We start from the raw sequence: 22,439 nt of genomic DNA on the forward strand, positions 1-22,439 counted from the left end.
AAACGGCGCGCTCGGCCCACCACGACCGTCGTGTGCGTACGGGCCGCGGGGGCGCGGGGAACTGTGCTCAGCCACGACGCGCCGTCCTGTGCGCACGGCCCGCGGGGGCGCGGGGAATGGCGCGCTCGGCCACGACGTGCCGTCCTGTGCGGACGCACCGCCAGCACCCCAGGGGCGCGGGGAACAGCGCGACCAGCCGTCGGCAAGCTGTACGCCCGCCACCGGCCGAAAGGGGCGGTTGCTGTCGCATCCGGCCCCCCGGCCGGTGGTCGGCTGAGCGCGCCGTTCCCCGCGCCCCTGGTGGGCGCCCCCTGCCGCAGGGGCACCCTCGGTCCCGCGTGAGCGGATAGGCACCGCCTTGCCGAAGGGGTACCGCAGTACCCCCGTGCCCGGGGAAAGGGGCGCCCCCTGCCGCAGGGGCACCCTCGGTCCCCGCGTGAGCGGAATGGCACCGCCTTGCCGAAGGGGTACCGCAGAACCTCCGCGCCCGGGGAAAGGGACACCCCCAGCCCCGGACGCATCCCCAGGCCCGCGCGAGCGGATTGGCACCGCCTGCCCCAGGGGTACCCTCGGTCTCGCGGCAGCGGACCGGCACCCTCTGTCCGAAGGGATACCGCGCAACCCCCGTGCCCGGGAAAGGGGCACAGGCTCGCCGAAGGGGAACCGGGGATTCCCCGGGGGCGGGGAAAGAGGGGTTTCGCGGGGGCGGAGTGGGACCCGGGGGTCGCGTGCCGCGATGGCATGTGGCAGGCTTGGCCATATGTCTAGACCAATCTTCGAGGTGATCGCCCTCGGCGCGGACGATGCCGTAGCGGCCCAGGACGGCGGCGCCGATCGCCTCGAACTGGTCACCGATATGGCCGCGGACGGCCTGACCCCGTCGCGGGCGACGTTCGGCGCGATCCGCGCCGCCGTCGACATCCCGCTGCGCGTGATGCTGAGGCTCTCGGACGGCTTCACCACGGGCGGCGCCCGCCAGCTGGACGAACTGTGCGAGGCGGCGCAGGGCCTGCGCGCCGAGGGCGCCACGGAATTCGTGCTCGGCTTCCTCGACCCGCGCGGCTCGGCGGACCTCGACGCCGTACACGCCCTGGTGGACGTGCTCGACGGGTGCCGCTGGACCTTCCACCGGGCGATCGACCGGGCCGCGGACCGGGACGCCGTACGGTTGCAGCTTGCCGGGCTGCCCGGGCTCGACACGTATCTGACCGCCGGGTCCGCCGACGGCGTCGGCGCCGGGATGGCGGTGCTGTGCGCGGAGGCCGCGCGCGGCGGCGAACCGGGGTACGAGCCGCGGCTGCTGGTCGGCGGCGGGCTGCTGCTCGACCACGTACCGGAGCTGCGGGCCGCCGGGCTCGACGCCTTCCACGTCGGCGGTGCGGTACGGGCCGGCGGCTGGGCGGGTCCCGTGGACGTCGAAGCGGTGCGCACCTGGCGCAATGTCCTGGACACGCCCGTCGCGGTGGGCTGACCGCGGCGGCGCCCGTGCCGTACCCGACGCGGCCGGGGCCCGCAGGGTACGGGGCGAGCTGGAGACGGGCTCGCGGCCATCCTCACCTCGCGCTTCGCCTTCGGGGAGCGGCGGATCACCGCCGCCCCGAACGCGCCGGCGCCCGGCGCGGGCACGACCGGGCGGCTGCTCGGACCGCCCGCGCGCCGACGCGGGCGGTCAGTCCGCCAGCGCCGCCGGCAGCGGCCGCGCGTGCAGCACCGCCAGGCCCGACACCGCACGGGTCAGGGCGACATAGAGGCGGCGCAGGCCGGTGCGCGCGTCGGGCTCGGCCGCCACGATCGTCGCGGGCTCGTCGAGCACCACGTAGTCGTATTCAAGGCCCTTGGCGAGCGACGCGGGCACCAGAGTCAGCCGGGCCTCGGCCGAGGTCTCGGCGCCCGGCGCGAGGTAGGGCAGCCCCGCCTCGGCCAGCGCCGCGCCCAGCGCCGCGATCCTCGGGTCCGCCGCGATCAGCCCGATCGACCCCTCGTGCCGCAGCGCGTCCCGGCACGCCGCGACCACCGCCGCGTCCAACTCGCCCTCCGGCACCGCCCGTACGCCGAAGTCGCCGCCCGCCTCACGTACCGAGGTGGCCGGGGCCAGGTCGGGGGCGATCTGCGGCAGCAGCCGGGAGGCGTAGGCGATGACCTCGCGCGGCACACGGAAGCCCCGGGTCAACTCCTCGATCCTGGCGTCCGGTTTGCCGAGGTGGCGCAGCGCCTCGGCCCAACTCGCGGTCGCCCACGGCGTCGTGCCCTGCGCGATGTCGCCGAGTACGGTCGCCGAGCCGGTCGAGCAGCGCCGCCCGACCGCCCGGTACTGCATCGGCGACAGGTCCTGCGCCTCGTCCAGCACCACATGGCCGAGCGACGCGGTGCGCTGCACCAGGTCCCGCGCCTCGTCGATCAGTACGGCGTCGGCCGCCGACCACTTCGCCGACGCCAGCCCGCGCGCGGGCCTCTCCCACAGGACCGCCTTCTGCTCGTCCGCGTCGAGCAGCCCCTCGGCGGACGAGGCAAGGAAGTCCGGGTCCGACAGCAGCCGCAGCACCAGCTTCGCCGGATCGACCGGCGGCCAGCACGCCTTGACGGCCGCTTTCACCGCCGCGTTGCGGGCCACCGCGTCCTGCACCCGGTCGTCCGGCGCCTCGCCCGCCCGCTCCATCTGGACCAGCACCGCGTGCGCGATCCGCTGCGGCAGCGCGTCGTGCGCGGCGCCGTAGCGGATGTCGCGGTCGGCCAGCTCCCGGACGATCTCCTCCAGTTCGTAGGCCGGCACCCGCCAGCGCCGCGACCCGCGCACCACCATCACCGGTTCGGTGGGCATCCGGATGCCGGAGCGCACCGCCCGGCGCAGCACCTCCGCCATCCGGGCGTCGCCCTTGACGCGGGCGGTGTCCGCCGAGTCGGCGCCGCGCAGCGGCACATGGGCCACCAGGCCGTCCACCGTGGCCTGCTTGACCTGGAGTTCGCCCAGCGCGGGCAGCACCTGCTCGATGTACTGGAGGAAGGAGGCGTTCGGCCCGATCACCAGCGTGCCGGTACGGGCGAGGCGTTCACGGTGCGCGTACAGCAGGTACGCCACCCGGTGCAGGCCGACCGCCGTCTTCCCGGTGCCCGGCGCACCCTGCACGCACACCGTGCCCGCGACCCCGGCCCGGACGATCTCGTCCTGCTCGGGCTGGATCGTCGCGACGATGTCCCGCATCGGGCCGACGCGGGGCCGTTCGATCTCGGTCTGGAGCAGCTTGCTCGCGGTGTCGGCCTCCGCCGGGTCGGACAGGTGCTCGTCCTCGTACGCGGTCAGCTCGCCGCCGGTGTAGCCGAAGCGGCGGCGCAGTCGTACATCCATCGGCTCGGCGCGCGAGGCGCGGTAGAACGGCTGGGAGACCGGCGCCCGCCAGTCGATCACCATCGGGTCGCCGTGGGCGTCGTGCACATGGCGGCGCCCGATGTAGAAGCTCTCGCCCGCCTGCCGCCCACCGCCGCCCGCATCCGGGCTGCCGGGCGCCGCCCCGCTCGACACCACCCCGGAGGCCGGATCCGTGCCGGGCGCGCGGCAGTAGTCGAGGCGGCCGAAGAACAGCGGGGTGTGGGCGAGGTCGGCGAGCGCCTTGATGCGGACGTCGATCTCGGCGGCGAGGATCTTGGCGTTGACCCAGTTGCCGGTGACATCGCTGATGTCGAGCGCCTCGACGTCCTCCCGCATGGCCCGCAGCGCGGCCCGGGACGACGACAGATGGTCGCGCTCCCGCTGGAGGGGATCGGGCGAATGGTCCTGGATCTGGGCGTGCGAGGGCACGGCTTTGCCTCCGGCTGGTGTACGTACGTGACGAGGCCGACCGGTTTCCGTCCGGCCGGCGGCACTCCCGTCCGGGAGGCGGCAAGACGCGCGATCTTACGCCTCGGCCGCGGGAGGCGCGAACGGATTTCACCCCGGGGGAGACTCAGGGGTCACCCCGATACGGGGTAGGGGTCGGGGCTCCGACCGGGGGCTGAACCCCTGGGGGAAGATGTACGCCCTCAGCCGGACGTCGCCCGGATGCCTGATTTCGTACCGTTGAGACATGGCCTCCACCACTCTTGCCCCAGGTCCGGCCGTCCACGGTGCCACCGTGCTCGGCGCCCTTCCGGAACACCCGCGCCACCGCCTCGGCAGCGCCCTGCGCGCGGTCCGCGTCTTCGCCGTGACGGCGGTGGAGGTGGTGCTGCTCGGCAGCGAGGCCAAGCCGCACTGACCCGGCCGGCCCCGTCCCCGTACCGGCTAGCCGTCCTCGCCCGCGCCGGCCAGGAGGTCGTCCGCGTCCACGATCCGGTAGGCGTAGCCCTGCTCCGCCAGGAAGCGCTGGCGGTGGGCCGCGAAGTCCTGGTCGATCGTGTCCCGGGCGACGACCGAGTAGAAGCGGGCCTCGTGCCCGTCCGCCTTCGGCCGCAGCACCCGGCCGAGCCGCTGTGCCTCCTCCTGGCGTGAGCCGAAGGTGCCCGAGACCTGGATCGCGACGGTCGCCTCGGGCAGGTCGATCGAGAAGTTCGCCACCTTCGACACCACGAGCACCGACAGCTCGCCCTGCCGGAAGGCCTCGAACAGCTTCTCCCGCTGCGAATTCGGCGTCTCGCCCTTGATCACCGGGGCGTTCAGATGCTCGCCCAGCTCGTCCAGCTGGTCGATGTACTGCCCGATGACCAGCGTCTGCTCCCCGGCGTGCTTGGCCACCAGTGCCTCGGTGACCTTGCGCTTGGTCGCCGTCGTCGCGCAGTAGCGGTACTTCTCCTCCGTCTCGGCGGTGGCGTACGCCAGCCGCTCGGCGTCGGTGAGGTTGACCCGGACCTCGACGCAGTCGGCGGGCGCGATGTAGCCCTGCGCCTCGATCTCCTTCCAGGGCGCGTCGAAACGCTTCGGGCCGATGAGGGAGAAGACGTCCGACTCGCGGCCGTCCTCCCGGACCAGGGTCGCGGTCAGCCCGAGGCGGCGCCTGGCCTGGAGGTCGGCGGTGAACTTGAACACCGGCGCGGGCAGCAGGTGCACCTCGTCGTAGACGATCAGACCCCAGTCGCGTGAGTCGAACAGCTCCAGGTGCGGGTAGACGCCCTTCCGCCGGGTCGTCAGCACCTGGTAGGTGGCGATGGTGACCGGGCGGATCTCCTTGCGCGTACCGCTGTACTCGCCGATCTCCTCCTCGGTGAGCGACGTCCGCTTGACCAGCTCGTGCTTCCACTGCCGGGCCGAGACCGTGTTCGTCACCAGGATCAGCGTCGTCGCCTTCGCCTCGGCCATCGCGCCCGCGCCGACCAGCGTCTTGCCCGCGCCGCACGGCAGCACGACCACGCCCGAACCGCCGTGCCAGAAGCCCTCCACCGCCTGCTTCTGGTACGGCCGCAGCGCCCAGCCGTCCTCGGCCAGCTCGATCGGGTGCGCCTCGCCGTCCACGTAGCCGGCGAAGTCCTCGGCCGGCCAGCCCAGCTTGAGCAGCACCTGCTTGATCTGGCCGCGCTCCGAGGGGTGCACGGCGACCGTGTCCTGGTCGATCCGGGCGCCGATCAGCGGCTGGACCCGCTTCGAGCGCAGGATCTCCTCCAGCACCGGCCGGTCGGTGCTGGTCAGCACCAGCCCGTGCGCCGGGTCCTTGCTCAGCCGCAGCCGCCCGTAGCGGTCCATCGTCTCGGCGACGTCGACCAGCAGCGCGTGCGGCACCGGGTAGCGGGAGTATTCGACGAGCGCGTTCACGACCTGCTCGGCGTCGTGCCCGGCCGCCCTGGCGTTCCACAGGCCGAGCGGGGTGAGGCGGTAGGTGTGGATGTGCTCGGGGGCGCGTTCGAGCTCGGCGAACGGGGCGATGGCGCGGCGGCAGGCGTCGGCCTGCTCGTGGTCGACCTCAAGCAGGAGGGTCTTGTCGCTCTGGACGATCAGGCATGACACGCGGGTTACCTCCGGGCGGGCCGGGTGAGGGCGAACAGACGATTGTACGTCGGGCGGGTGGGGGCGCAGGGTGTCCGCGGTCACCCTGCGGGTGGGCTCGGGGGAGCGGGGCGCCCTGCGGGCGGGCTCGGGGGCGCAGGGGTGCCGCGGGGCGGGGCGCCCTGCGGGCGGGGCTCAGGGGGTACGGGGTGGTCCGGGCGGGGCGGCGAGGGCGCCATCCGTGCGAATCTGCGGCGTCCTCCCCCGTGGCTTACACGTCAGATAGTGCTATTTGATGTTTTCTGCCCCCATGGATCACCAGCAGACGCTTCCCCCCGCTGAGCCGCGCCGGCGAGGGACGTTCCGCGCGGTCGCGGCCTCCTCGGCTGTCGTCGTCGCGGGAGTCATGGCCGCGGCCGGCCTGCTGCTCCCCGCCTCCGCGTCCGCCACCGCCTCCGGCGGCGGAACGACGGGTGACGGGTGGCCGTCCTCCGGCTACGGGCACTCCCAGCCCGCCGACCAGCCGACCGGCCCCGACACGTCGTGGCCCTCGGACGAGCCGACCGGCCCCGACACGTCCTGGCCCTCGGACGAGCCGACCGGCCCCGACACGTCCTGGCCGGACAGCACGACCAGCTGCCCGCCGACGACCCCGCCGACGAACTCGCACCCGCCGCACCACCACCCGCCGCATCACCCCTCCCACCACCCGACCCCGCCGCCGCCCCATCACCACCACCCGTCCCACCACCCGTCGCACCCGCCCACGACGCCCCCGACCAAGCCGCCCACCCACCACCCGTCCCACCCGCCGACCCACCACCCGAGCCACCCCCCGACGCACCCGCCCACGCACCACCCGAGCCACCCGCCCACGCACCACCCGTCGCACCCGCCGACGACGCCTCCGACCACGCCGCCCACCACCCCGCCCACGACGCCCCCGACAACGCCCCCGACGACGCCGCCCACGACGCCGCCGACCACTCCGCCCACGCACCACCCGTCGCACCCGCCGACGACGCCGCCCACCAGCACGCCGCCGACCGTGCCGCCGTCGCACAACCCCTCGCACCACCCGTCCCACCCGACCACCACGCCTCCCGGGCTGCCGCACACCGGTGCCGACGGGGTGGAGTGGATCGCCGCCTCGGCGGTCGCGGTGCTCGGGGCCGGTGGAACGCTGATCGTCATGGCGCGACGTCGCCGCGGCCACCACAGCTGAGGACGTAGAGGCTGTGACGGCGGTGTGACGCCGTCACAGTAGTGACACTCTGTAACCATCGCGTTGCCCCCTCGCGGTGGCGAGAACGGATTCCGGCCGCCTGCGCCATGCCCCGGCGTACGGCGGCCGGTCCCGGGTAAGCGGCGTCAAGAAGGCGTCCACTGAGGGGGGTTTGCGGCCATGGCGATCCGCGACGCACTGTACGACCGGGTGCGCAGGCCGAAGCCCGCGCCGGAAACGGCGCCACCGGCGAAGCAGAAGCCGGCCCTGGAGCCCCGGCAGAAAGCCGAGCCGAGGACCCGGGTGAGCCCGAAGCCGACGCCGACGTCACGACCGCGACCGCGGCCGCGCGTGCGTAAGACCCCGCCGCCGGTGCTGCAACGCCGCACCCTCGGCCCGACGCTCGCGCGAGCCGCGGTCCTGGCCGTCGCCATTGTCTGCATGGCCGCCTTCGCGGTGGCGCTGGCGAAGGTGACCCTGGTCCCGTCGCCCTCGTCCGACGCCCTGATCCATACGAATCTGCGCCCCGGCGCGTCCATCCGCGCCTATCTCGACCAGCCGAACGTGCGCGACACGGTCAAGCAGATCGGCGGCAACGTCCTGCTCGGCGTCCCCTTCGGCGTCCTGCTCCCGATGCTCTTCCCCCGCGCCCGCGGCCTGGTGCGCGTCGCCGTGCTGACCGCCCTGGTGATGGTTCTGATCGAGGCCACCCAGGGCGCCCTGGTGGAAGGCCGCGCCTTCGACATCGACGACGTCATCCTCAACACGCTGGGCGCCCTGCTCGGCTACCTGCTCCTCGGCCGCCGTCTGGGCTCCGCCCTCCACCCCCACCGCACCCACTGGTGGCACCGCTTCCGCCGCCCCCCGGCCGACGACGCCGCCGAGCCCGCCCCCCTACCCCGCACACGAAAGGCCTGACCGCCCAGGCCCGAGCCCGGCCCGGCCGCGTTGCCGGGGGCGGACCGCGCAGCCCCGCCCCCGCCCCCGTCAGGCCGGGTCCTCGGCGAGTTCGGACACTCCGGTGATGCGGTGGATGGCGAAGGTGCGGACCTCGTCCGCGGTGTGGTCGTAGGCGGTCACGTAGCCGCCCTCCACGCGGACCGGGGCGATGACGCGCTGCGTGGCGTTGCCCTCGGCGTTGACGTAGCCGATCCAGAGGGACTCACCGGTCAGGACGGCGGACTGCATCGTCGCGAGGGTGTCGGCCGCCGGGGTGCGGGGGAGGCCGGGCGGCGGGTCGGCCGGGGCGCGGTGGACGGCGGTGGCCGCGCGGTCGCCGGCGCGGATGGCCTTGACGGCGAGCCCGAGCAGCGCGGTGTCGGGGACCGGCGGCCCGTCGGGTACGGGGACGGGCGCCGCACGGGGCGGGGTGCGGCGGGCGTCGGGGCGGGTGATCAGGACGTCGCCGTCGGCGGATTCCGCGGCCGGGGCCAGGCCCATGGCCCGGAGCCGGTCGAGCAGCGTCGACGGGTCGGTCTGGGCGGCGAGCACGGTCGGCGCGAGGCGGCGCAGCCCCAGCCCGGAGGCGCGGCGGTCGGCGAGGAGTTCGGCGAGCAGCGCGTCGTCGTCGCAGCGCAGATACGCGGCGGCGGCCCCCACCCGCAGCGTGCCGTGCCGCCGGGCCACGTCGTCGATGAGGTAGCTGAGCGGCTGCGGCACCGGGGTGCGGGAGTGCTCGGTCAGGAAGGCCTGGAGTTCCGCCGCCGTACGCCCGGCGTCCAGCGCGCGGCGCACCGAGTCGGGGGTGAAGCGGTAGACGGTCGCGCCGCCCTTGGACTCGATGTCGGCGAGCACGCCCAGCGTCTCGGCGAGCGGGGCGATCAGCGGCCCCGGCGCGACCGCGGTCAGGTCGGCCTGGAGCAGGACGTGGTCGAGGGGTTCCGGCAGCAGCGGGGCGAGCAGGGCGGCTGCCCGGTCGGCGCCGGTGCCGCTCTTCTGATCCGGGTCGAGGAGCGGGCGGGCCTGGGCGGCGAGCGCGCCGCGGCCGGTGACGCCGAGGGTCTCCGCGTCCTCCAGCGTCCAGCCGAGCAGGTCGTCGCGCAGCGCGTCGGCGCCGGCCCGCAGCGGGCGGTCCCAGCGCAGCCGGGCCAGCAGGTCCTCCCGGCCGGCGGCCGAGCCGGCCGGCAGCGCGGCCAGCAGCCGCAGCGCTCCGCGGCGTACCTGCGGGGCGAGCGAACGGTCCAGGTCGGGGCCGAGCGCCGCCAGCGCCCTGCCCTTCGGGTCGCGGGTGCCCACCAGGCCGGGCGTACGGGTGGCGGACAGCCAGGCGGTGGCCAGCACGGTCCACTGCTGCTCCGCGGGCAGCAGCAGCCACTCGTCGGCGGCTGGGGTGGGCGCGTAGGCCTCGTCCAACTCGCCGTCGGTGGCGATGAGGCCGGCCGCGTAGGCGACTTCCAGCCAGAACGCGGCCTGCGGCTCGGTGAGGTCGAGCGCGCTCGCGGTACGCCGGAGGTCGCGCACGCTGATGCCGCCGGCCCGCAGCACCGCGGGGCCGCCGGACTGCCACTCCTTGAGCACGTCGGTGACGGTGCGGACCGCGGTGAGGGCCTGGCCCGCGGCGGTGGCGTTCACCGTCCGCTCGGTGCGCGGCACCGGTTCGAGCGGCGGCGGCAGCGGCTGCGGGGTGCGGTGGGCGCGGCCGGCCCGCAGGGCGAGCGCGGCCTCCCTGGGCAGGACGACATTGTGCGGCCCCGCCGGCAGCAGCAGGCCGCGGGCCAGCAGCCACTGCACGGGAGTGGTCGCGCCGGCCGCCCGTACGGCCGCGGTCGCGTCCCTGACCTCGCCGTACGGCGGCCCCCACACGAGCCGGTCGAGCACCGCCCGTGCGGCCTCCGGCGCCTGCGCAAGCAGCTCCTCGAAGCGTTCCGGGTCGGCGAACAGCCCGGCCAGTGCGGTGATCGCGCTGCTCGGGTCGTGCGTCGCGGCGAGCCCGGCGTCCGCCAGCACCTCCTGGAGCCTGGCCGGCGACATGCCCGACGTCGCCTCGGCCACGGAAGGGCCGAGCCCGGTCGCGGAGGGCATCGAGGCGGACGGCGCGAGCACGTCCCGCGCGGTACGCACCAGCCGCAGCCGGTCCTCCTCGCCCCAGACCAGCCCGCGCTCCCGCAGCTCCGCGACGGCACGCGGCAGCGCGTCCACCACGGCGGCGGCGACCTCCGGGTCCAGCGGCTCGCCGAACCGCGTACCGTCCGTCCGCCCGGTCATCAGGCCGCGCAGCGTCTCGTACGGGCACCCGTCCACGGTCAGCGCCAGCGCCTCGGCGGTCTGCTGCGTGAAGGCGTCGAGGTGGTCGAGCGCCCGCAGCACGGACGTACGGGTCGCGGCGCGCGTCGCGAGCTGGGTCAGGTCGGTGGGCACCGGGGCCAGCAGATCGGGCCGCGCGCGCAGCAGCACCGCCAGCGCGTCGTCGTCGCGGGCGCGCAGGTCCTCCGCGAGGGTGCGCGGGGCACCACCTTGGCCTCCGGTCGTCATCCGTCCCACATTAGGCCCTGTCCGGGGGGTGATGCGGAGTACGGCCGCCGTATCCGTGCCCGGGTGCGGCTCACGCCGGGTTGCCGGCGCCCCCGGCCTGGCTCGGGTGTCCGCGTCCGCGCCGGTCCCGGTCGGGTTCGGGTGACGGTCCGCGTCAGCCCCCGGCTGGGCTCGTGCTTGCGGGCCGCGTCAGCTCGGCGCGGCTCAGGCGCCCGCGCTGGCGCGGCTCAGGCGTCCGCGTTCGCGTCAACCCGAGGCCCGCGCCGCCCCCCCCGGTCGGGCTCGGGTTCCCGGGCCGCTCAGCCCGATCCGGCTGGGGTGCCGGTCCGCGATAGCCCTCGGGCCGCGTCGCTCCCGCCGGGCTCGGGCTTGCAGCCGCACCAGCCGGTACGGCTCAGGTGTCCGCGTCCGCGTCCGCGCCGGCTCGGGTTCCCGGGCCGCCTCAGCTCCGGTCCGCCTCAGCTCCGGTCCGGCTCGGCCCCCGGTCCGGCTCGGCCCCCGGTCCGGCTCGGCCTCCGGTCCGGCTCGGCCCCCGGGCCGTCCGGCTCTCGCGGCAGGGCGCCGCGGACCCGGCGCGTCAGGTGGCCGCCCCGCCGCGATCAGGCCGAGCGCCGCGGCCACCGGGCACAGTGTCGCGGCGATCGGCCCCAGCACGATCAGCGCGGACATCGCGGCCAAGTGCTCCATGCCCTTCCCGATGCCCATGCCCGCATGCTGCTCGCCGCCCGCCCCCGGCACACCTCCGTTCGTGAACCGCGGCCGACGGGTATCCGATCCGCAACCGGGCCGCCGCGCCCACGGCGTCGCGGCGACAGGGGCGTTGACGGGCGGGTACGGTCGGCTGAGGCGAAAGCAGCGTCGGCGTGAGGGGGTTCGGGCGGTGGGGGTCGAGAGCGATCGGCTGGTGTTCGACTATCTGAGCCGGGTCGGGGATCTGGCGCAGGCGCTGCCCGCCGCCCAACGGATGCAGCTGGTCGCACAGTTGCGCAACGACATCGACCGGGAGCGGCGCGGCGCCGATTCGGCGGCGGCGGTGCGGCAGATCCTCGGGCGGATGGGCAGCCCGGACGAGGTGGTCGAGGCCGCAGGAGGTACGTCCGGCACGTCCGTACCGGGGCCCGCGGAGCCGCCACCCCTGCAGGAGCCGCCGCCGGGTTCGTACGGGCCGTACGCCAAGGCGCCGCGGACGGCCCGGGTGCCGAGGCCGGGCCGGGCGGGCGACGGGGACGGCGCGGGTGACTGGTGGCAGGGCGACGGGCTGGGCGGGCGCTCGCGGGCCGGGGACGAGCTGGCCGGGCTGCCGGGGATGACCGGCGGGGTCTTCATCTCCTTCGACGACGAGGAGTCGGACGCGGAGGGCCGCCCGCCGCGCGAGGACGACGACAAGGCCGGTGACCAGGACGCGGCCGGCGAGCCGGAGGAAGCCGCCGGGAAGGACGCGGCGCCGCGGCGGCGTCTCCTGCGGCGCAAGCCGCGCGCGGAGGGCCGCCGCGGCTGGGGCAGCCCGATGCTGCTGCTGGCCGCCGCGCTGCTGATCGCGGGGGCCGCGATCGGCTCGCTGATCCCGCTCGGCCTCGGCTGGCTGACCGCCTACCTCTCGCGCCGGCTCAGCCGTCCGCAGGCCAAGTTCGCGGTGCTGTTCATCCCCGGCACCTTCGCGGCCGGGCTGCTGGTGTGGATCTGGGGCCGGGACGCCGGCAAGTGGGGCACACCGATCGCGCAGGGCCAGATGGGGCAGGCCTTCCAGGACGCGTACCCGCCGACCATCCGGCTGGCCGCCGTCGGCACCGCGCTGTATCTGCTGTGGCGGAGCCGTCGGTCGGCGTGACGTCACGAGTGGCCGATACGTGGCAACGCTCCGCGTGACGTCACCGGGCAGCCTGCGCGGCGCCCCGCGGCGCGAACCGGCCACGCAGCGGCGCTCCTTCGCGGTGAGGTCCTGCGCCGGCTCGTCGAGCACCGTGCCCGCCGCCGTGCAGCCGATGCCCTGGTAGCAGAGCTGGTCGTCCACCTGGTGCCCGCGCCGGTCGCGCCGGCCGGCGTGACCGGCGCGGGTGATCGCCGGGTCCAGTTCCGCGGTGTCCAGGACGACGGCCCGCCGCGGATGGTCGGGCACCGTCACCGGGCCCATGGCCGTACCGACGCGGTGCGTACCGTCCGAAGTGCCGCCCGAAGGTCCGCCCGAGGCTCCGGACGGCGCCCCGCCGGGCCCCTCACCGGAGGACGACGAGCCGCACCCGGCCGCGGTCAGCGCCGTGCAGGGCAGCCCGGCGGCAAGGGCGGGCAGCCGGCCGAACGGGCACCGCGGATAAGGGATATGGCGGAATGCCCTTCACAGGTGCGGAGTTGCGGTGGTGTCCTGCGGCGCGTCGTCGTCGCCGGAGGGCTGCCAGGGCGCGCCGGGTACCACCAGCGGGCTGCCGGTCACCGGGTCGGGCACCACGACCGACGCGAGACCGAACACCTCCCGCACCAGCTCCGCGGTGACGACCTCGCCGGGCGCGCCCTCGGCGACGATCCGGGCCGCCTTCATCGCGATCAGGTGGTCGGCGTAGCGGGCGGCCTGGTTGAGGTCGTGCAGCACGGCGACGACGGTCCGCCCGCGCTCGCGGTTGAGCCGGCGTACGAGGTCGAGCACCTCGACCTGGTGGGCGATGTCCAGGAACGTCGTCGGCTCGTCGAGCAGCAGCAGGTCGGTGTCCTGGGCCAGCGCCATCGCGATCCAGGCCCGCTGCCGCTGCCCGCCGGACAGCTCGTCCACCAGCCGGCCGGCCAGGTCGCTGGTCGCCGTACGCCGCATGGCCTCGGCGACCAGCCGCTCGTCGGACTCCGACCACTGCTGCCACCACTTCTGGTGCGGCTGGCGGCCGCGGGAGACCAGGTCGGCGACCGTGATGCCCTCGGGCGGCACCGGTGACTGCGGCAGCAGGCCGAGGGTGCGGGCGATCTGCCGGGTCGGGACCCGGGCCAGCTCGGCGCCGTCCAGCAGCACCGAGCCGTGCCGCGGCTTGAGCAGCCGGCCCAGCGCCCGTAGCAGCGTGGACTTGCCGCAGGCGTTGGGGCCGACGATGACCGTGACCCGGCCGTCGGGTATCTCCAGGTCGAGGCCGTCGACCACGACCCGCTCCTCGTAGGAGAGGGTGAGGCCGCGGGCGGCGAGCCGGTTCTTCTGCGGGACCGCGGGCGCGGCCTTGTGCGCGGGTACGGGCTGTGGGGTCGTCATGACGGCTCTCCGGAACGGCTGCGGCTGCGGACGATCAGCCACATCAGGTAGGGCGCGCCGACGGCGGCGGTCATCACGCCGACCGGCAGCTCGGTCGGCGAGAACAGCCTGCGGGCCAGCAGGTCGGCGACCACCACGACCAGCGCGCCGGTCAGTGCCGAGGCCGGCAGCGGGATCTGCGCTGTCCTGGTCAGCCGGCGGGCGATCTGCGGGGCGAGCAGCGCCACGAAGTCCACCGGGCCCGCCGCGCCGGTGGCCACCGAGGCGAGGACCACGCCGAGCGCGACCAGCCCCAAGCGGATCCGGCCGAGCCTGATGCCCAGCGCGGTGGCGGTGTCGTCGTCGAAGGAGACGGTGCGCTGGGCGCGCGCCGCCCACAGCGCGCAGGGCACCGCCAGCAGCAGGACGAACGCGAGCGGGCGCGCCTCGGCATAGCCGCGGCCGTTGAGCGATCCGGTCAGCCAGACCTTCGCCTGCTGGGCGACCAGGTAGTCGCCCTTGGTGAGGAAGAGCTGCGTGACGGACGACAGGGCCACAGAGAAGCCGATCCCGATGAGCACGAAGCGGGACGCGTGCAGCCCGCCCCGCCAGGCGAAGACGTAGACCAGGGCCGCGGCGGTCAGCCCGCCGGCGATCGAGAGGTAGGGCAGCGCGGAGTACGAGGTCACCCCGTACGTCATCGCGGCCACGGTGACCGCGCCCGCGCCGTGCGTCACGCCGATGACGTCCGGGCTGGCCAGCGGATTGCGCGCGACGGTCTGGATCAGCGCGCCCGACACGCCGAAGGCCGCGCCGACCAGCAGCCCGAGCGCGAGCCGCGGCTCCCGCAGCTCGCCGACCACCAGTTCGTCGGGGCTCGGCCGCCCGAACACCACCTTCACCACCTCGCCGGGCGCCACGAAGGACTCCCCGACGCACAGATACGCCACGCAGGCCGCGGCCAGCAGCGCGGCCAGCACGCAGGTGACGGCGAGCGAGCGACGGTGCACCAGGAAGGACCAGTGGCCGCCGCGGCGTACGACGGCGTAGCCCGCAGGCCGCACCGGCACCTCCGGCGCGCGGGTCGAGGTCATGCCGCCACCACCGACCTGCGCCGGACCAGCGCCACCAGGAACGGCACGCCGATCAGCGCGGTCATCACCGCGACCGGGACCTCGGACGGCGGGAAGACGATCCGTCCGACGACGTCCGAGACCAGGATCATCACCGGGCCGAGCAGCGCCGCCATCGGCAGCACCCAGCGGTGGGCGGTGCCGACCAGCGCGCGGGCCAGATGCGGCACGGCCAGCCCGACGAAGGCGATCGGGCCCGCGGCGGCGACGGCGGCGCCGGTCAGCACGGTGGCGCCGAGCGCGCCGGTCAGCCGCAGCACCGCCACGTTCTGCCCCAGGCCCTTGGCGAGGTCCTCGCCGAGCGCCAGCGCGTCCAGGCCGCGGGCCATCGCCAGCACCAGCAGCAGGCCCACCGCGAGGAAGGGCCAGATCATCCCGATGATGTGGGTGTCCCGCCCGGACAGCGAACCGACCTGCCAGAAGCGGTACGTGTCCAGCGTCTGCGCGTCGGTGGTCAGCACCCCGGACACGATCGAGGTCAGGAACGCGTTCATGGCCGCGCCCGCCAGCGCGAGCTTGACCGGCGAGGCGCCGCCCCTGCCGCGGGCGGCGACCGCGTAGACGGCGACGGCCGCGGCTCCGGCGCCCGCGAAGGCGAACCAGACGTAACCGCTGAGCGTGCCCATCCCGGCGTACGCGATGGCGCACACCACGCCGAGCGACGCGCCCTGGCTCACCCCGAGGATGCCGGGCTCCGCGATCGGGTTGCGGGTGACGCCCTGCATCACGACCCCGGCCACGGCGAGCGCGGCGCCGACCATGATCCCGATCACCGTACGCGGCACCCGCATGCTCCGGACGACCTCGGCGTTCTCGCTGGTGCCGCCGTGCAGCAGGGCGTCGGCCACCTGGGTCGGCGGGATCCCGCGGCTGCCGACGGCCAGGCTGAGCAGCACCGCGAGCAGCAGCGCCGCCGTCGCCGCGGCGATCCAGCCGACGCGGCGGTGCGAGAGCATGCGGGGCGGTCCTCCGTGAGGCGGCGGCCCTCTGGCGCGCCGGGCAGATTAGCTTAGGCTGCGCTAACTATACGGCGTGTTGCCCGAACCCCTGGGGCGAGGTTGACCCTACGGGTCACAATGGCTGCTGTGACCGACGACTTCTCCTCCGCTCTGCCGACTCTCACGGTCGGCTTCGACCTCGACATGACCCTGATCGACTCCCGGCCCGGGATCAAGGCCGTGTACGACCGGCTCGCGGCGGAGACCGGTGTCTTCATCGACTCCGACCTGGCCGTCACGCGGCTCGGCCCGCCGCTGGACGACGAGCTGGCGAACTGGTTCCCGCCGGAGCAGGTCCCGGAGATCGCCGAGCTCTACCGCACGCTCTACCCCGACCACGCCATCACTCCGACGCCCGCGATGCCGGGTGCTCCCGAGGCGGTGGCGGCCGTCCGGGCGCTCGGCGGGCGCCCGGTGGTCGTCACCGCGAAATACGGTCCCAACGCCGAGCTGCACCTCGCCCACGTGGGCATCGAGGCGGAGCTGCGCGGCTGGCTGTGGGCGGAAGCCAAGGCCGAGGCGCTGATCGAGTGGGGTGCGACCGTCTACGTGGGCGACCACACCGGGGACGTGCGGGGTGCGCGCAAGGCGGGCGCGCTGTCGGTGGCGGTGGCCACCGGGCCGTGCAGCGCGGCGGAACTGCGGGCGGCGGGGGCCGATGTCGTACTTGCCGACCTCAGAGAATTTCCCGGCTGGCTCGCCGCTCACACCTCGGCGGCGGCCTGAGGTTCGGATTCACGCCTGTGGGTGACCCCCCGGGCGCCGTTGCGCCAGCGCGGACCGCAGCAGGCCGAGCAGCGCGAGGGCCAGCCCGACGCCCATCAGCATCGACACGAAATACGCCGGCGTCGGCAGCCGGCGGGTGCCGAGCAGCAGCGGCGCCACCGTGGCCAGCGTGCCCACCGCCCCGACGAGGAAGACGATCGCGCCGATCCTGACGAGCAGGTCACCGGCGCCCATGGTTTGTTTGCTCACCGGACAAGGGTAGGTCCGTGCTGTGGGGCGCGAGGGAACGGGACCTTGCCGTCTTGTCACACAGCACCTGGCCATTAGCCTTGGTGTCGGCGGGTCTCCGGTGGACCCGCTGCTGTCTTATTCAGAGCGGTTTCGAGCAATGAGGACGAGGTCGGACGTGCCTACCGGCAAGGTCAAGTGGTTCAACAGCGAGAAGGGCTTCGGCTTTCTCTCCCGCGACGACGGCGGCGATGTCTTCGTGCACTCCTCGGTGCTGCCCGACGGGGTCGCCGCGCTCAAGCCCGGCCAGCGCGTGGAATTCGGCGTCGTCGCGGGCCAGCGCGGTGACCAGGCGCTCTCTGTGACATTGCTGGACCCCGCTCCTTCGGTCGCCGCGGCCCAGCGCCGTAAGCCCGATGAGCTGCTGCCGATCGTCCAGGACCTCACCACACTGCTCGAAGACGTGGCCAGATCGCTGCAGCGCGGCCGGTATCCCGACAAGGCCCACGGCCACAAGATCGCCTCCGTGCTGCGGGTGGTCGCCGACCAGCTCGACGTTTAACCGGCGCGGGACGGCGCGGGACGACGACTCAAGGCGGCGCTTTACCGGAATACGCACTTCCGGTAAAGCGCCGCCGAGTATTTGCCGGCCCCGGCCGCGAATGGCCGCGGGGTATTTTCAGAAAGCGAGCGCGTCGGCGCCCAGGGCGGGCACGAGTCCTTCGGCCGCCGCGCGAGTGAGCAGCCCGCGTACGGCCGCGTATCCGTCGGTGCCGAGGTCCGCCGTGAATTCGTTCACGTACAGGCCGATGTGCTGGTCGGCGACCGCCGGGTCCATCTCCTGGGAATGCGCCAGCACATAGTCGCGGGAGGCGGCCGGGTCGTCCCAGGCCATGCGGACCGAGGCGCGGGCCGCGTCGGCGAGGGCGTGCAGCCGCTCCTTGCCCAGCGAACGGCGGGCGATGATCGCGCCGAGCGGGATGGGCAGGCCCGTGGTGGCCTCCCAGTGCTCGCCCATGTCCGCGAGCTTGTGCAGCCCGTAGTTCCGGTAGGTGAAGCGCGCCTCGTGGATGACCAGGCCCGCGTCCACCCGGCCGTCCCGCACGGCCGGCATGATCTCGTGGAAGGGCAGCACCACGATCTCCCCGACGCCGCCCTCGACCTCGGCCGCCGCCCACAGCCGGAAGAGCAGATACGCCGTCGAGCGCTCGCTGGGCACCGCGACCGTCCGGCCCGCCAGCTCCATGCCCGGCTCCCGGGTGAGCACCAGCGGCCCGCAGCCGCGCCCCAGCGCCCCGCCGCACGGCAGCAGCGCCCAGTCGTCCAGCACCCACGGCAGCACCGCGTAGGACACCTTGAGCACGTCCAGCTCGCCGCGCTCGGCCATCCCGTTGGTGATGTCGATGTCGGCGAAGGTCACATCGAGCGGCGGCGCGTCCGGCACCAGGCCGTGCGCCCACGCGTGGAAGACGAAGGTGTCGTTGGGACAGGGGGAGTACGCGATCCGCAGCGCGTCCGTACCGCTGACGCCGCTGGCGCCGTCATGTGCCGTCATGTGCTGCCTCAACCTCCAGTACGCCCGGGAGCTTCCCGAACGCCGCCGTCAGCGCCGTCAGCGCCTCACCGATCCGCCAGGCCGCACGGTCGCGCGGGCCGACCGCGTTGGACACCGCGCGGATCTCCAGCACCGGTACGCCGGCGAATGCCGCGGCCTCCGCCACTCCGAAGCCCTCCATCGCCTCGGCCACCGCGCCCGGGTGACGCCCGGCCAGTTCCGCGGCGCGGGCCGCGGTCCCGGTGACCGTACCGACCGTCAGCACCGGGCCGTAGGCCGCGCCGAGGGCGTCGGCCAGCGCCCGGCTCAGCCGGGCGGGCGGGCGGTGCTCCGAGCGGCCGAAGCCGAGTTCCACGACCGGCACGAAGCCCTCGCCGGTCTGCGCGCCGAGGTCCGCGGCCACGATCGTCTCGGCGACGGCCAGCGAACCGACCGGGGCGGCGGGCGCGAAACCGCCGCCGATGCCCGCCGAGATCACCAGGTCGTGCGGCTCGTGAAGGAGCCGCGCCGACACAAGGGCGTGGGTCGCGCCGACCGCGGCAGCCGCCGGGCCGACGCCGCCCACGACCACCTCCGCCCCGCGGGCGGCCTCGCCCGCGGCTGCCAGTCCCGCGGCGACGGCGTCCCGCTCGGCGTCGACGGCGGTCACCACCAGCACGCGCCTGCGGCGGTTGGGCACGGAACTACTGTCCCCTGATCAGGTTGAACTGGATGACGCGGTAGGAGGACTCGCCGCTGGTGTCGGCCGACTCCACGATGTTCAGCGTCACCTGCTTGGCGGTGGTGGTTCCGCCGGTCTGCTGGTCCTGCGAGTTGAACAGCTGCTCGCTGTCCACCGACCAGTACGTCTTGTTCTTGAGCGGTTCCGGCGTGACCAGGGTGGTGCCCTGGGCGATGAGCCAGCCCTTCTTCGCGATCGACGGGTCGACGCCGATCCGCACCTGGTCGCCGACGGCCACGGTGATGTGGTGCTTCGGGGTGACCTGGAGGCACGCCAGGAAGACCTCCTGGGCCAGCTTCTTGCCGTGGTCGAAGCACTTGTCCGCGGCTTCCGCCTGCACGGTCTTGCCGCCCACCGTCACGGTCGCCATGGCGGTCGGCTTGTCGCAGGCGGTCAGGACGACAAGCCCGAGGGAGAGGGCACCGATGGTGGTCGCAGCGCGGCGAATGCTCATGGCAGGAGGCTACCGGGCGGTTGCCCCCCGCCCGCGCGGGGGTGCGCGTGTCCCCAGGTAGCGGCGCGCGCCGGCAGCTGGCGGCAGACCCGTACGGATGACGGGTCCCGCCGTGGACGGGCGCGTTCGGGTTACGCCACCCGGGCCCGCGCCGTACTGCCGCGGCGGGCGGCGCCGACCAGTCCGCGTACCGACACCAGGAACGCCACCATCACCAGGCCGGCCGCGCACGACATGCCCAGCGGGCCGTTCAGCGGCAGCAATATGCCGAGGCCGCCGCCCACCACCCAGGACAGCTGCAGGGCGGTCTCGGAGCGGGCGAAGGCGGAGGTCCGCACCAGCTCCGGTACATCGCGCTGGATGAGCGCGTCGAGCGACAGCTTCGCCAGCGCCTGCGAGATACCGGCCACCGCGGTCAGCGTGGCGACCGTGATCAGGCTGTACCAGCCCGCCGCTATGGTCGCCGCGCTCAGCGCGCAGATCAGGACCGTGGCGATGATCACCTCGGGGCCGCGCGCCTTGAGCCAGGCGCCCAGTGCGGTGCCGAACGCGTTCCCGACGCCCGCCGCCACACCGACCACACCCAGTGACATCGCGGGCGTCAGCCCGCCGAGCGGGTGCTCGCGCATCATGAAGGCCAGGAACATCGTCAGGAAGCCGGACAGCGACCGCAGCCCGCCGTTGCCCTGCAGGGCGTGCAGCACCGAGGAGCCCACGCCCAGCAGGCCCGGCTTGCGGCCCGGGATCCCGGACGGCTCGGGCGGCGCCTCCTCGTCGGCCGACAGCCGTACCCGCTCCTCACCGCGGGCCGAGTCGACCTTGCCGGGCAGCGAGAGCGACAGCAGGGCGCCGCAGATGAAGACCACGAAAGCGCCGTAGAGCGGCCACTGCGGGCCGATCATATTGAGGCCGGCCGCGACCGGCGCCGCGACCGCGGTGGCCAGCAGACCCGACAGGGTGACCCGGGAATTGGCCTTCACCAGCGTCGTACGCCCCGGCAGGAGCCGCGGCACCACCGCGCTGCGCACCACGCCGTACGCCTTCGACGCCACCAGGACGCCCAGCGCCGCCGGATACAGGCCGAGGCCCGCGGTCGAGATCACCCCGGCCATCGTCCAGGCGAGCACCGCCCTGGCCATCATCGCCATCGCCATCGCGGCCCTGCGGCCGTGCTGGAGCCGGTCGAGCAGCGGGCCGATCACCGGCGCGAGCAGCGCGAAGGGCGCCATCGTCACCAGCAGGTAGAGGGCCACTCGGCCGCGGGCCTCGCCGCTGGGCACCGAGAAGAAGACCGTGCTGGCCAGGGCGACGGTGATCATCATGTCGCCGGCGGAATTGACCGCGTGCAGCTCGATCAGTTTCGCCAGACCGGACTCGCCCGCGCCTCCGGCATGTGTCGTACGCCGGATACGTCGACGCAGCGCACCGGCAGGACCGCCCACGCCTCGTGCGAGGGCGCGTCCCGCTCTGCGCGCAGGCCCTCGGCCGGCGGTCACGGTTCGTGCCATGACGCAATCCTGCCCCAATCGGAAGAGTGCTCACCCCCTCCTTTGCGGGCGTGGTGCGCACAGGTACCGTGCGATCACGCAGAATGGGTGGCAACAGGTGCGCCCGAGGACGCTCGGGCAGGACCGGATGAGGCAGGGAATGTAGGCGTCGAAGCGGTCCGCAGGTCCGCTCCGCTGCAACTCTCCGCGTCGGGTCCTTCCGCCCGCGAGCGCACACGTGAGACGGCGTAGAGAGAGAAACGATTTCTGTGAGTGCAGCGATGCGAAGCCGTACCCCTGACCGCCTGTGCGCCGAGGCCGTCGATGTAGCCAGGGCGGTCACGCTGGAGGCGGCCGGGCCGCAGTCGGTGGGCGAGCACCTGGGGGTCGTCGCGGAGGGCGACCGGGTTGTCACCCACTTCTTCGCCTGCACCGAGCCCGCCTACCGGGGCTGGCGCTGGGCCACCACGCTGACCCGGGCCTCCCGCGCCAAGAACGTGACCATCGACGAAACGGTGCTGCTGCCCGGTTCCGACGCGGTCCTTGCGCCCGAATGGGTGCCGTGGAGCGAGCGGCTGCGGCCCGGCGACATGGGTCCCGGCGACCTGCTGCCGACCGAGGCGGACGACCTGCGGCTCGAACCGGGCTGGACCGGTGACGACGAGCCGCCGGCCGGCGAGCCCGGCGCGGAGGCCGGCGAGGACGACGCCGACATCGTCGTGCCGTCCGTGGCGACGATCGGCTCGATCGCCGGGCAGCTCGGGCTGGGCCGCCCCCGGGTGCTCTCCCGTTACGGCCTGCACGCCGCCGCGGACCGCTGGGACGAGCAGTTCGGGCCGAAGACGCCGATGGCGCAGGCCGCGCCCGCCAACTGCGTCAGCTGCGGCTTCCTGGTGCCGATCGCCGGCTCACTCAGCCAGGCCTTCGGGATCTGCGCCAACGAGTTCTCGCCGGCCGACGGCCGCCTGGTCTCGCTCGGCTACGGGTGCGGTGGCCACTCCGAGGCCGCGGTCATGCCGCGTCCGCCGCAGCCGGCCCCGATGGTCCTGGACGAGCTGCACGACACGGACCCGCTGTCGCTGCGGCCGGCCGGATCCGCGGCAGTGGGCGACGGCGCGGCAAAGGGCGACGCCGAAGCACTGGACGGCGCCATCGCCACGCACGGCGGCGCGGAGGCGGCCGCGTCCGGCGACGTCCGCGGGGACGACCAGGGCGGCTCCTGAGGCCCGCGTACCCCTTTCGGGCGCCCGGCGGCCACCGGGCGCCCGGCGGGTGACGGCAGGGCGCTCCGGGAGCCTCCCGCGGTCCCTGCCGCGGGATGAAGGGCACGCCGAATGGCGGTACGGTCACCG

General features: G+C 74.6%; 19 protein-coding genes. 8 read left to right on the plus strand and 11 right to left on the minus strand.

Annotated features, from left to right (window positions below; all coding sequences use genetic code 11):
* The first annotated feature begins 760 nt into the window (after positions 1-760).
* Positions 761-1,471 carry a copper homeostasis protein CutC gene (locus OHA86_RS23220; RefSeq protein ID WP_329178161.1) on the plus strand — a complete coding sequence of 237 codons (711 nt, stop codon included), beginning with the start codon at positions 761-763 and terminating at the stop codon, positions 1,469-1,471.
* A 198-nt stretch (positions 1,472-1,669) separates the two neighbouring features.
* Here OHA86_RS23220 and OHA86_RS23225 read toward each other — a convergent pair whose 3' ends face one another.
* Entirely contained in the window at positions 1,670-3,793 is a 2,124-nt protein-coding gene (locus OHA86_RS23225; RefSeq protein ID WP_329178162.1) for a HelD family protein, read from the minus strand.
* A gap of 265 nt (positions 3,794-4,058) precedes the next feature.
* Here OHA86_RS23225 and OHA86_RS23230 point away from each other — a divergent pair, with 265 nt between their 5' ends.
* A complete protein-coding gene (locus OHA86_RS23230) occupies positions 4,059-4,229 on the plus strand; it encodes a hypothetical protein (protein ID WP_329178163.1) in 171 nt (56 codons plus the stop codon).
* A gap of 26 nt (positions 4,230-4,255) precedes the next feature.
* Here the strand turns inward: OHA86_RS23230 and OHA86_RS23235 are convergent, their stop codons facing one another.
* Positions 4,256-5,908, minus strand: coding sequence for a DNA repair helicase XPB (locus OHA86_RS23235; RefSeq protein ID WP_329178164.1), 1,653 nt, complete (start codon positions 5,906-5,908; stop codon positions 4,256-4,258).
* A 289-nt stretch (positions 5,909-6,197) separates the two neighbouring features.
* Between OHA86_RS23235 and OHA86_RS23240 the strand changes: the two genes are divergently transcribed.
* Together OHA86_RS23240 and OHA86_RS23245 are read left to right on the plus strand one after the other, a co-directional pair.
* Positions 6,198-7,112, plus strand: a complete 915-nt coding sequence (locus OHA86_RS23240) for an LPXTG cell wall anchor domain-containing protein (RefSeq protein WP_329178165.1) — start codon at positions 6,198-6,200, stop codon at positions 7,110-7,112.
* Between the two features lie 351 nt (positions 7,113-7,463).
* Positions 7,464-8,030 (plus strand): VanZ family protein, encoded by a 567-nt coding sequence (locus tag OHA86_RS23245; protein ID WP_443071841.1) that lies wholly within the window; start codon positions 7,464-7,466, stop codon positions 8,028-8,030.
* Between the two features lie 69 nt (positions 8,031-8,099).
* On the opposite strand, the gene OHA86_RS23250 is transcribed toward OHA86_RS23245, so the two are convergent.
* Entirely contained in the window at positions 8,100-10,583 is a 2,484-nt protein-coding gene (locus tag OHA86_RS23250) for a helicase C-terminal domain-containing protein (protein ID WP_329178167.1), read from the minus strand.
* Between the two features lie 880 nt (positions 10,584-11,463).
* Here OHA86_RS23250 and OHA86_RS23255 point away from each other — a divergent pair.
* Positions 11,464-12,411 (plus strand): hypothetical protein, encoded by a 948-nt coding sequence (locus OHA86_RS23255; protein WP_329178168.1) that lies wholly within the window; start codon positions 11,464-11,466, stop codon positions 12,409-12,411.
* Positions 12,412-12,915: 504 nt separating this feature from the next.
* On the opposite strand, the gene OHA86_RS23260 is transcribed toward OHA86_RS23255, so the two are convergent.
* From OHA86_RS23260 to OHA86_RS23270, 3 genes are read right to left on the minus strand one after another with little or no spacing between them, the layout of a single operon-like run.
* A complete protein-coding gene (locus tag OHA86_RS23260; RefSeq protein ID WP_329178170.1) occupies positions 12,916-13,806 on the minus strand; it encodes an ABC transporter ATP-binding protein in 891 nt (296 codons plus the stop codon).
* Entirely contained in the window at positions 13,803-14,879 is a 1,077-nt protein-coding gene (locus tag OHA86_RS23265) for a FecCD family ABC transporter permease (RefSeq protein ID WP_329178171.1), read from the minus strand. Before OHA86_RS23265 ends, OHA86_RS23260 begins: the two co-directional genes overlap by 4 nt.
* Positions 14,876-15,874, minus strand: coding sequence for a FecCD family ABC transporter permease (locus OHA86_RS23270; protein ID WP_329178173.1), 999 nt, complete (start codon positions 15,872-15,874; stop codon positions 14,876-14,878). The genes OHA86_RS23265 and OHA86_RS23270 overlap by 4 nt, the downstream gene beginning before the upstream one ends.
* Positions 15,875-16,003: 129 nt before the next feature.
* Here OHA86_RS23270 and OHA86_RS23275 point away from each other — a divergent pair, with 129 nt between their 5' ends.
* Entirely contained in the window at positions 16,004-16,642 is a 639-nt protein-coding gene (locus tag OHA86_RS23275; RefSeq protein WP_329178175.1) for an HAD family hydrolase, read from the plus strand.
* A 9-nt stretch (positions 16,643-16,651) separates the two neighbouring features.
* On the opposite strand, the gene OHA86_RS23280 is transcribed toward OHA86_RS23275, so the two are convergent.
* Entirely contained in the window at positions 16,652-16,876 is a 225-nt protein-coding gene (locus tag OHA86_RS23280) for a hypothetical protein (protein WP_443072007.1), read from the minus strand.
* A gap of 172 nt (positions 16,877-17,048) precedes the next feature.
* On the opposite strand from OHA86_RS23280, the gene OHA86_RS23285 reads away from it, so the two are divergent.
* Positions 17,049-17,432: a cold-shock protein gene (locus OHA86_RS23285; protein WP_033173507.1), complete on the plus strand. Its 384-nt coding sequence runs from the start codon at positions 17,049-17,051 to the stop codon at positions 17,430-17,432.
* Positions 17,433-17,549: 117 nt separating this feature from the next.
* On the opposite strand, the gene OHA86_RS23290 is transcribed toward OHA86_RS23285, so the two are convergent.
* The 4 genes from OHA86_RS23290 to OHA86_RS23305 form a co-directional block, all read right to left on the minus strand.
* Complete coding sequence (locus OHA86_RS23290) at positions 17,550-18,425, minus strand: 1,4-dihydroxy-6-naphthoate synthase (protein WP_329178180.1); 876 nt, start codon at positions 18,423-18,425, stop codon at positions 17,550-17,552.
* Positions 18,412-19,104, minus strand: a complete 693-nt coding sequence (locus OHA86_RS23295; RefSeq protein WP_329178182.1) for a futalosine hydrolase — start codon at positions 19,102-19,104, stop codon at positions 18,412-18,414. Before OHA86_RS23295 ends, OHA86_RS23290 begins: the two co-directional genes overlap by 14 nt.
* A 4-nt stretch (positions 19,105-19,108) precedes the next feature.
* Positions 19,109-19,600, minus strand: coding sequence for a hypothetical protein (locus tag OHA86_RS23300; protein WP_329178183.1), 492 nt, complete (start codon positions 19,598-19,600; stop codon positions 19,109-19,111).
* 131 nt (positions 19,601-19,731) lie between these two features.
* Positions 19,732-21,108, minus strand: coding sequence for an MFS transporter (locus OHA86_RS23305; protein WP_329178184.1), 1,377 nt, complete (start codon positions 21,106-21,108; stop codon positions 19,732-19,734).
* 260 nt (positions 21,109-21,368) lie between these two features.
* On the opposite strand from OHA86_RS23305, the gene OHA86_RS23310 reads away from it, so the two are divergent.
* A complete protein-coding gene (locus tag OHA86_RS23310; protein ID WP_329178186.1) occupies positions 21,369-22,310 on the plus strand; it encodes a DUF3027 domain-containing protein in 942 nt (313 codons plus the stop codon).
* Positions 22,311-22,439 lie beyond the last annotated feature (129 nt).

Origin of the sequence: Streptomyces sp. NBC_01477 (assembly GCF_036227245.1) — a bacterium.
Lineage (GTDB): Bacteria > Actinomycetota > Actinomycetes > Streptomycetales > Streptomycetaceae > Actinacidiphila.